Genomic DNA, 2,914 nt, shown 5'->3' with positions numbered 1-2,914 from the left:
ATGAGTGAAGACAAATTTCCCAGCAAATCGGTTTCTATCATTGTTCCCTTCACTGTGGGCGGCGGCACAGACGCCTGAGCGCGTACATTTGCGGCGGCCATGTCTGCAAAAAAATATCTGAAGGTCGATGTTTCAGTCAACAACCTCCCCGGCGGTCAGGATTTAAGGGGTATCGGGGAATGCTTCAACGCAAAACCGGACGGCTATACCCTGGTTGCGTTTAATCCGCCCTCTTCGCCTTTTGCCTGGTATCTGCATAAACCCAGCTGGGACATTCGCAAACTGACAGGAATCACCGTATATGCCAAGGATCCCCAGATCCTGGTTGCCCGAGCAGGATACGATTACAAGGATCTGAAGTCTCTGATTAAGGCCACTCAGGAAGGCAAGGAACCCAAGGTCGGGTTGAGCGGGATCGGCGGGATGGAACACATCTCCGCCCTCCTTTTCAGTAAACGCTTCAACGCGCCGTTGAAAAAATTTATACCGTACAACGCCACCTCGGATGTTGTCAGCGCACTTATTCGCAATGAAGTTGATATTGCCTTTGGCTCATTCACTGCCATGGAGTCGGCCATTACTGAAGGCAGGCTGGTGGGCATCGCCCTGGCCGGCCAGACGGAACGGTCTGCTACGATTCCAAATGTTCCCGCCTTTTCAGAGTCTGGTGATCCCCTCATGGAATTAACCTTCAGCCGATCGGTTTATGCGCCCCCGGGGCTTCCGAAAGATCGCCAGCAAATTCTGGAAAAGAAATTTATCGCGGCCCAGGAAAAAGATATCCTGATGCAGGCGCGCTACAAATCCTATAACATTACACCCGCTCTGGGAACCGGGAAAGATGCTGAAGACCAGTTGAACAATGCCATCAAGGTGGCTGAAGATCTTGGCATTGAAAACCTGATTAAGAAAAAATAAGATCGCTTAGAGAACGGATGAATTTAATTTTTTCCGGTGGCCCATAAACCGGTTAATTGGTTAAGGGAGGATCTCGCGCACGCCAAACGGGGTCCTCCTTTATCCTGCCGGCAGCGTCTACCTGGCCGGCCGGAATGATAGTGTGTCGCTGCCATGCTGACGCATGTCAGGCTTTACAGGGGAGAGCCATGAACATCAGAATCGGCAAAGCTGAGTTTTCAAAACACGAATTCGGGTTGTTATTATTCTGCCTGGGATTTTTCGCATTGATTTTTTTCGGCTCATTCAAGTTCCAGTTTATCGGAAAGATTTTTCCGTTGGTCATTGCCGGACCGGGATTGGTAATGGTCGCTTTATATCTCATCAGTGGATTTCTGCCCCCGGCGCTTCATCAGGCCATGAAGAAAGATACGGAGTTTCGGTTATTTGGATTAATACCGGAAAAAAATGAAGATATGCCGGTTGAAAAAACCGCCATCTCTAAGAAGGGACGTTTCAGCCCGCAACATTCTTATACGGTCCTTGGGCTGACCATGGGATATTTTTTATTCTCTTATCTGTTTGGCTTTTACATATCGACGTTTTTATTCACCGTAAGCTATCTGTTCATTTTCAGAAAAGATAGAAAAAATTTAACCTCCATGATTTCTAATCTGTTTTTATTGGCCATATTAATGGCAATGGTTTACATATTTGACTATTCCTTTGGATATGATTTCGGCAAAGCCGCAATATCCAAATTCTTATAAAAATGTTTTTTTATTTCCATGCTGAACCCGGAACCATAAGCCTTCCAGGAGCACTCTTATATGGTAGAATTTTTACAGGCTTTGCTTCAAGCAGCCCAGAATATATTTTTATCCCCTGTTAACATCGCCTGGGTGACGGGCGGCACCTTTTTGGGAATCATCATCGGCGCCATTCCGGGTTTAGGTCCTGCCTTGGGGGTTGCCATCATCATCCCCTTCACCCTCAAGATAGAGACGCTTCCGGCACTGTTGTTCGCCATATCCATTTACGACGGTGCCATGTTCGGCGGCAGCATTTCATCGATTCTGCTCAATACGCCGGGGGACGCTTCGGCGGCAGCCACCACCATTGAAGGGTATCCCATGGCCAAACAGGGGAAAGCCATAGATGCGCTGATGGCCTGCGGCGTCGCCTCATCCCTGGGAGGGCTGGTGGGCGATATTATCGCTGTTACCTGCATCACCGTTATCGGGGGATTTATCCTCCTTTTCGGCACACCGGAGTTTTTTCTGCTGGGCGTATTCGGCATCATCATCGTATCCCGGGTTTCCAAAGGGGCTTTTTACAAAGGGATTATCGCCGGCTTGCTCGGTTTAAGCGTTACGACTATCGGTATCGGCACCATGAGCGCGGATGTCCGCTATACCTTCGGTATTTGGGAACTATTTGACGGCATCCCCTTTATCGCCATCCTGATGGGCATGTTCGGTGTGGCCACCATGAGTCATCTGGCCGGTGAACCCCAGGCGGCCATTTCCAGAGAAGCCCTGAAGGGCAGCCGAATTAACGGCATCATGATCGCTCTTAAAGAATGGCCGACCATCATAAAAAGTTCCATTATCGGATTTCTGATTGGCGCCTTCCCGGGTACGGGCGGTTCGGTCGCCAACTTTGTCGCCTATGGTGAAGCGGTCCGCTCCAACCCCAACGAAAAATTCGGAGTCGGCAACCCCAAAGGGCTGGTCGCCACGGAAGCTTCCAATAATGCCATGATCGACGGAGCGCTTCTGCCCACATTGCTCTTCGGTATTCCCGGCAGCGGCACTTGCGCCGCTTTTCTGGCAATCATGATTTTACACGGTTTTCGCTGGGGTCACTCCCTGTTTGAAGGACAAGGGCTTGTGATCACGCTGACGATTTTTATGGCGCTGCTTTTTTCAGAAATTGTTATTATTAAACTGGGTATGCAGTTAACTCAACCGCCCACTATATGTAGAGGGTTACCTCCAATAATCATTTGGCGCGA

General features: G+C 49.4%; 3 protein-coding genes. All 3 read left to right on the top strand.

Features of this window, described 5'->3' with window-relative positions:
* The first annotated feature begins 99 nt into the window (after nt 1-99).
* Nucleotides 100-918 carry a tripartite tricarboxylate transporter substrate-binding protein gene (locus P1P89_22970; protein ID MDF1594386.1) on the top strand — a complete coding sequence of 273 codons (819 nt, stop codon included), beginning with the start codon at nt 100-102 and terminating at the stop codon, nt 916-918.
* A gap of 188 nt (nt 919-1,106) precedes the next feature.
* Complete coding sequence (locus P1P89_22965) at nt 1,107-1,667, top strand: tripartite tricarboxylate transporter TctB family protein (protein ID MDF1594385.1); 561 nt, start codon at nt 1,107-1,109, stop codon at nt 1,665-1,667.
* Nucleotides 1,668-1,727: 60 nt separating this feature from the next.
* Nucleotides 1,728-2,914: tripartite tricarboxylate transporter permease (locus tag P1P89_22960; GenBank protein MDF1594384.1), on the top strand; the 1,187-nt coding region annotated here is incomplete at its 3' end.

Source organism: Desulfobacterales bacterium (genome assembly GCA_029211065.1).
Lineage (GTDB): Bacteria > Desulfobacterota > Desulfobacteria > Desulfobacterales > JARGFK01 > JARGFK01.
The sequence above is the reverse complement of the archived record's forward strand: the minus strand, read 5'-3'. Positions and strand labels throughout refer to the sequence as shown.

Excerpts from the sequence above, each read along its gene's own strand:
- P1P89_22970 (MDF1594386.1), top strand. The coding sequence starts at position 100 with ATGTCTGCAAAAAAATATCTGAAGGTCGATGTTTCAGTCAACAACCTC.
- P1P89_22965 (MDF1594385.1), top strand. The coding sequence starts at position 1,107 with ATGAACATCAGAATCGGCAAAGCTGAGTTTTCAAAACACGAATTCGGG.